This is a genomic window from Streptomyces sp. NRRL WC-3549, from assembly GCF_000721935.1.
Lineage (GTDB): Bacteria > Actinomycetota > Actinomycetes > Streptomycetales > Streptomycetaceae > Streptomyces.
Map to the genome: position 1 here is coordinate 39,733 of NZ_KL585422.1, position 6,469 is coordinate 46,201.

Here is a 6,469-nt window from a genome sequence, read left to right on the forward strand (position 1 = left end):
GTCCCCGCCGGTACACGATCAGTGACGTGTGTCCAGCGTGACTCAGGGGGTTGGGGTCCGCAACTCGCGGTGCGGGTACGGGACCGCTGCGTCAGCTCCGCCGCCTCGCAGCGCCTCCAGGAACCTGCGGACCGGCGCGGCTCCGCCGGGGCGGCGGCTGCGCTGGCCCATCGTCAGCCGGTACCGGACCCCGTTGACGCTCGCTATCGCCGAGTCGGCGGCCAGGAACCACCGCCGGTGGACGGTCACCGCGCTCAGCGGGGCGCTGTCGATCTCCCGGCCGTAGCTGGTCAGCAGCGCCAGCCGGCCGTCCTTCACGATCACTTGTCCGGCCCGGGTGAGTGAACGGAACGACCGCTCGATCCTCACATCCGTCGCGTTGAACTCGGTCGCGGTCACAGCGACTTCACCCCCCTTGTCCCGGCTTCTCCTGGGAATTTTCCCTCGGGCCGGGCGTTCGCGCCAGACCGCCTCCCGGCCGAAACGTTCCGCCTGCGCCAAGTATGGGCTATAGCCGCTCAAAGTAAACGTTTGTGCAGGTGGGAGGGCTATCGTGAAGGAAGAGCACCCGCAGACTCACGAGGGAGAGCGCCGATGGACACCACCGGGCACGGGCAGGACGGCGCGGCCACGGCCACCGTGGACATCGACCGCAGCGACCCGGAGTACCGGGCGTGGCTGAAGGACGCGGTACGCAAGGTGCAGGCGGACGCCAACCGCTCGGCCGACACTCATCTCCTGCGCTTCCCGCTGCCCGAGCAGTGGGGCATCGACCTCTACCTCAAGGACGAGTCGACGCACCCCACCGGCAGTCTCAAGCACCGGCTGGCCCGCTCGCTCTTCCTCTACGGCCTCTGCAACGGCTGGATCCGGCGGAACAAGCCGGTCATCGAGGCGTCCAGCGGCTCCACCGCCGTCTCGGAGGCGTACTTCGCCAAGCTGATCGGCGTGCCGTTCATCGCCGTGATGCCCCGGACCACCAGCCCCGAGAAGTGCCGTCTGATCGAATTCCACGGTGGCCGCTGTCACTTCGTCGACGACGCCCGGCGGATCTACGAGGAGTCCGCGAACCTCGCGGCCGAGACCGGCGGCCACTACATGGACCAGTTCACCTACGCCGAGCGGGCCACCGACTGGCGCGGCAACAACAACATCGCGGAGTCGATCTACCAGCAACTGCGGCTGGAGCGGTACCCGGAACCCGCCTGGATCGTCGCCACGGCCGGGACCGGAGGCACCTCCGCCACTATCGGCCGGTACGTCCGCTACATGCAGCACGACACCCTGATCTGTGTCCCCGACCCGGAGAACTCCTGCTTCTTCGACGGCTGGACGCACCACGACCCGCTCGCCACCAGCGACCGCGGCTCACGGATCGAGGGCATCGGAAGACCCCGGATGGAGCCGAGCTTCGTCCCCGGCGCCATCGACCGGATGATGAAGGTCCCGGACGCCGCCACCGTCGCCGCGGTCCGCTTCCTGGAACGTGCCATCGGCCGCAGGGCCGGCGGTTCGACGGGCACCGGTCTGTGGAGCGCGCTCACGCTGGTGGCCGAGATGGTGGAACAGGGCCGGACCGGCAGTGTCGTCACCCTGATCTGCGACCCGGGCGACCGCTACCTCGACAAGTACTACTCCGACGGCTGGCTGGACGAGCAGGGACTGGACATCCGGCCGTACACCGCCACCCTCGACCGCTTCCTCACCACCGGAACCTGGTCCTGAGCCGTCGGCCCGGACGGCCGGAGGGCCCCTCGCCTCCGCGGTCCCACCGGGACCGTCCGGTGAGACCGCGAACGAGGGGCACCTCCGGCCGGAGCGCTCACTCCGTGCCCGGACGGTTCCCCGTCAGCACGCGAGGGGGGCGGAGCCGACGGCCACGTCGTCGAACCACAGGGTGTCGTCGCCCGTGCCGTAACTCTCCCATCCCAGGCGCAGGGCGGTGGGCCGGGGAGGGGTGGAGCCGGTGAGCCACTGCTGGTCGACGTCCTGGGTGGGGACGCCGTCGACGTGCAGGCCCGGGACCTGGTCGTCACCGAGCCAGGTGTCCATACCGGGGGCCGTCGTGTCGATCGCGAACCGCAGGCACTGCCAGCTTCCCGTCGGCAGCGGTCTGCTCAGCGCCACACCGGCGGGGCTCTGCGCCGGCAGTGTGGCGTCGTCGCTCTCCCGGTTCCACTGGAGGGCGCCGTTCTGGCCGCCGACGCGCAGACTGCGCCCGCCCTGGGCGCTGTCGGGCAGGGAGACGAAGGTGACGTGCGCGGCGGGGAGGGCCGTGGTGTGCCTCACCCACATGCGTACGTACATCACCGGTCCGACCGATGAGAGGTCGGCGGTGGAGGCGGCGAAGGCGTGGTTGCAGTAGCCGTCCCGGCCGTCGATCCGCAGCGATCTGCCGCCGCTGTGCGCCACCTCGGTGTCGACGGCGGCGGTGCCGGTGCCCTGGCAGTCGGGTGCGGTGAACCGCCAGTCGCCCGACGGATCGGGGCCGGTCTGGTCCTCGAAGTCCGAGCAGACCACCGCGTCGCCGCACTCCGCGCCGGCCGGCGGGGTCGTCGGCGGCGGGGTGGTGGGGGGAGTGGTCGGTGGCGGGGTGCCGCCACCGCCGCACGGCACGCCGTCGAGGGCGAAGTCGCTCGGTGCCGGGTCGGCCGGCCGCCAGGTTCCCTGGACGCCGAAGTCGGCGGAGCCGCCCGTGGCCAGCGCGCCGTTCCAGCCCGCGTCGACGGCGACCACGGACCCGCCGCTCTGGGTGACGGTCGCGTTCCACGCCGATGTCACCTGCTGCTCGCCGGTGTAGGTCCAGGTCAGACGCCAGCCGTTGAGGGCCGGACCCAGATTGGTGAGCTTGATCTGGGCGGTGTAGCCGTCGGCCCAGCCGTTCACGGTGTAGTCGACCCGGCAGCCGGACTCGGCACCGCTCGCGGACATCGCCGTGAAGCCGGACGCCAGCAGCGCGACGGCCGTGAGGACCACCGCCCAGGGCCTGCGCCGTAATCGCGGGAGCCGGTGCGGTGATCGTGGGGGAAGGACGCGCACGTGTGCCTCCGGGGTAGGGGTGCGGGGGTGCGGGGAGAGAAGGGGTGGGAGCGCTCCCGTAGGCCGGGGCCCGGAGAGGCCGGGCCCCGGTCGAAGGCGGTCAGCCGGTGGGGAAGGAGTCAGGGGTGCTGATCCGCTCCTTGAGCAGCGCGCCGGACTCGGTCAGCACGCCGCTGCCGCTGTAGTCGGTGCCGCCGCAGGTGCCGGGCCGGAACGCCGCGCTGCTCTCGGGCGCGTCGGAATAGGTCCAGTTCGCATAGCTGATCTTCAGCTGATCGAGCAGGTCCAGCCAGGCCGTGGTGCTCGCCCGGTCCATCGCCCCACCGCCGGTGGCGCTCACCGTGCCGAACTCGGTGACGAAGAGCGGAAGCCGTGCGGCCGCCCGGCTCACCGCGGCGCGGTAGGCGTCCTTGTGGCTCGCGGCGTAGAAGTGGAACGCGTACATGATGTTGGTGGCGTTGACGGGGCTGTTGACCACCTCGCTCTCGTCGGAACCGTCCGAGACGCCCAGCGAGGACCAGCCGCGGGTGCCGACGATGACGACGGCGTCGGGGTCGGCGGCCCGGATCACCGGGATGACCTGCTCGGCGTAGTTCCTGACGGCCGCCCAGCTCACGCCGTTGGGCTCGTTGGCGATCTCGTAGATCACGTTCTTCTTGTCCGCGTTGCGGGCGGCGACGGACGCGAAGAACGTCTTGGCGCGTTCGAGGTTGAAATTGGGATCGCCCGGCGTCAGGGTGTGGAAGTCGATCAACGCGTACATGCCGCGGGCCTCGGCCATGTCGACGAGTTCGTTCACACGCCGGGTGAAGCCCGCCGGGTCGGTCTCGTAACCGTCCTCCTGCACGTACATGGCGATGCGGAGCAGGTCCGACTTCCAGTCGTTCGCCAGCGCGTCCAGGGAGGCGGCGTCGTAGCACGCGCTGAACCACTGGATGCCGTGCGTGCTCATGCCCCGCAGCTGTATCGGGCGGTCGTACCGGTTGCAGAGGTTCACCCCGCAGACGTGGAGCTGTCCGTTGACGTCCAGGGGGGTGCCGTCGTCGGAACCGGCCGGGGGTTCTCCGACGGAGCCCGTACACGCCACGCCGTTGAGCGCGAACGCCGTGGGGGGCGGGTTGGCGTGCGTGAAGGAGCCCACGAAGCCCATGTCGGCCGCCGCACCGGTGGCCAGCGTGCCGTTCCAGTCGACGCCGGCGGCCGTGACCGTGGAACCGGACTGCGACCAGGCGGCGTTCCAGCCCTGGACGACCTTCTGTCCGGCGTCCGGCATGGTGAACGTGAGCTTCCACCCGGACACGGGGGCACCCAGGTTGGTGACCTTCACCGCGGCCTGGAAGCCGTCCTGCCACTGACTGCTGATCGTGTACTCGGCGGTGCAGCCGGTGGCGGCCGCCGCCTGGGGGCCGGTCAGCGCCGTGAGGCCCAGGACCGTCGCACAGGTGGCCAGTAAGGCCAGAAGGCGTTTCATTGCGTTCCTCCTCGTGTGAAGCGGGAACAACATGATGGGAGCGCTCCCAAGGCCCATCGGCCCGAGACCGTACACCGGCGCGTCGAGGCGTGTACAGACGTCCGACCGACCGGGCGACGCCCTAATCGGCGAGCAGCGAGTCCAGTACCCGGCCGAATACGCGTCGCCCCGCCCTCGCCAGCAGTGGATCGGCCCCCCGGGGCAGCAGCCGCACCCGCAGCTCCTCGACCCAGATCACATGCGAGCCCGAACCCGTCGGCGAGACATCGATGGAGGCACGCCCCCGCACCAGGGAACCGCGCTTCTCCAACTCGCACAGCCCGGCCCGTCCGGCCGCGGGCGGAACCCACCTGACCACTTCCATCGGGTCGTCGAACCCCAGCGCGCCCGAGCCCGTACGTGCCACGAAGACCGTGCCGGCCCGGGTGGGCGGGTCCGTCCGCACGGTGACCGAGGTGAGCGGAACGGCGTCACCGTGCCGTTCCCAGACGGTCACCCGCCGCCAGGCCTCGGCGGCGGGGAGGGGAGTGAAGCGCTCGATCCGGAAGACGGCCACAGCATGATCCTAGGACGTCCGGGGCCTGCGGGAGTGCGGAGCGGAACGCGGACGTACGGCCCTGTCGGCGCCGCGCCCGCGCCGGGCGAGCCCTCAGGGAAGCGGTGTCCCGTCCGCCACGACCAGCCCCGGCAGATGGTCCTCTATCTCCCGCCGGACCTCGTCCGACAGGCCCGCGTCCGTGACGAAGGTGTCGACCTCTTCCAGGGCGGCGAACGAACTCAACCCCACCGTCCCCCACTTGGTGTGATCGGCCACCACCACGACCCGGCGGGCCGCCCGCACCAGACGGCGGTTGGTCTCGGCCTCCGCCAGGTTCGGGGTCGACAGGCCAGCCTCGACCGAGATGCCGTGCACCCCGAGGAACAGGACGTCGAAGTGGAGCGAGCCGATCGCCCGGTCGGCGACCGGGCCGACCAGCGAGTCCGACGGCGTACGGACCCCGCCGGTCAGCACCACGGAGGCCGCACCGGACCGCCCGTTGCCCGGCACCGGCCGCTGCGCGTCGTGGAACACGTCGGCGACCCGCACCGAGTTCGTCACCACCGTCAGGCCCGGCACCTCCAGCAGATGACGGGCCAGCGCGAACGTCGTCGTACCACCCGACAGGGCGATCGCGCTGCCGGGCACCGCCATCGCCGCGGCCGTCCGCGCGATGTCCTCCTTGGCGCTGAGCTCCAGCGTCGACTTGGCCTCGAACCCGGGCTCGTGCGTGCTCGCCTCGACCACCGGGACGGCCCCGCCGTGCACCTTCTCGATCACGCCCTGCCGGGCCAGCGCGTCCAGATCCCGGCGGACGGTCATGTCGGAGACGCTCAGCTTGCGGGTCAGCTCGTTGACCCGGACACCGCCCCGCTTGCGCACCTCGTCCAGGATGAGCGCACGCCGCTGTTCCGCGAGCAGATTCTGGTTCTCGCTCAACGCCGGGCCCGGCCCTTCCCTGAAGTCCACACGGTCCGGCAGCGGGCCTGCAGGACGCCCTCATCCTTTCACGCACCCCCACCGGCCGGGCCACTGGGGAGATTCGGTGAGAGGGGTGCCGCGGACGCCGCCCGTCCGGGACAGTGGTGACTGAGCGTCAGTGAAGGACTCCGGACGGCGCCGTCACCCCCACACGCCGGACCAGAGAGCGAGGCAACCTTGACCCGTGCCCACCAGGCCCCGCCGAGCAGCGGGGCGGCCTTGGAACTGCTCGTCCACGGCGTCGGCGGAACCACCCCCCACGAGATGCTCGGCGAGCCCCGGATCACCCGGGTCACCGGCGACGACACCGCGGCCGTCTACCGGCGCACCGAGGACGTCGGCGCCGAGCAGGACCCCGATCGCCACCGCGAGGGGCCCGTCCCCGAGGCCTACTGCTGGTCCAACCTCACCTCGGGCAACGGCTCACGGGCGCTGTGGCT

At 71.2% G+C, this 6,469-nt stretch carries 6 protein-coding genes and 1 pseudogene; 2 read left to right on the forward strand and 5 right to left on the reverse strand.

Annotated elements, in window-relative coordinates:
- Window positions 1–42: 42 nt before the first annotated feature.
- Window positions 43–399 carry a hypothetical protein gene (locus tag IH13_RS0126345; RefSeq protein ID WP_031088457.1) on the reverse strand — a complete coding sequence of 119 codons (357 nt, stop codon included), beginning with the start codon at window positions 397–399 and terminating at the stop codon, window positions 43–45.
- 195 nt (window positions 400–594) lie between these two features.
- On the opposite strand from IH13_RS0126345, the gene IH13_RS0126350 reads away from it, so the two are divergent.
- Window positions 595–1,725, forward strand: a complete 1,131-nt coding sequence (locus IH13_RS0126350) for an L-cysteine desulfhydrase Cds1 (RefSeq protein ID WP_031088458.1) — start codon at window positions 595–597, stop codon at window positions 1,723–1,725.
- Between the two features lie 123 nt (window positions 1,726–1,848).
- Here IH13_RS0126350 and IH13_RS0126355 read toward each other — a convergent pair whose 3' ends face one another.
- From IH13_RS0126355 to IH13_RS0126370, 4 genes are all read right to left on the reverse strand, one after another.
- Complete coding sequence (locus IH13_RS0126355) at window positions 1,849–2,976, reverse strand: cellulose-binding domain-containing protein (protein ID WP_037842394.1); 1,128 nt, start codon at window positions 2,974–2,976, stop codon at window positions 1,849–1,851.
- A 163-nt stretch (window positions 2,977–3,139) separates the two neighbouring features.
- On the reverse strand, window positions 3,140–4,510 hold the full coding sequence (locus IH13_RS0126360; protein WP_031088460.1) for a cellulase family glycosylhydrolase: 1,371 nt from the start codon (window positions 4,508–4,510) through the stop codon (window positions 3,140–3,142).
- A 121-nt stretch (window positions 4,511–4,631) separates the two neighbouring features.
- The gene (locus IH13_RS0126365) at window positions 4,632–5,066 is read right to left on the reverse strand and encodes an SRPBCC family protein (RefSeq protein ID WP_031088462.1); all 435 of its coding nucleotides are present in this window, start codon (window positions 5,064–5,066) and stop codon (window positions 4,632–4,634) included.
- A 93-nt stretch (window positions 5,067–5,159) separates the two neighbouring features.
- Entirely contained in the window at window positions 5,160–5,987 is an 828-nt protein-coding gene (locus IH13_RS0126370; RefSeq protein ID WP_031088464.1) for a DeoR/GlpR family DNA-binding transcription regulator, read from the reverse strand.
- Window positions 5,988–6,206: 219 nt separating this feature from the next.
- On the opposite strand from IH13_RS0126370, the pseudogene IH13_RS0126375 reads away from it, so the two are divergent.
- Window positions 6,207–6,469, forward strand: a pseudogene (locus IH13_RS0126375) (hypothetical protein); the annotation flags it as partial.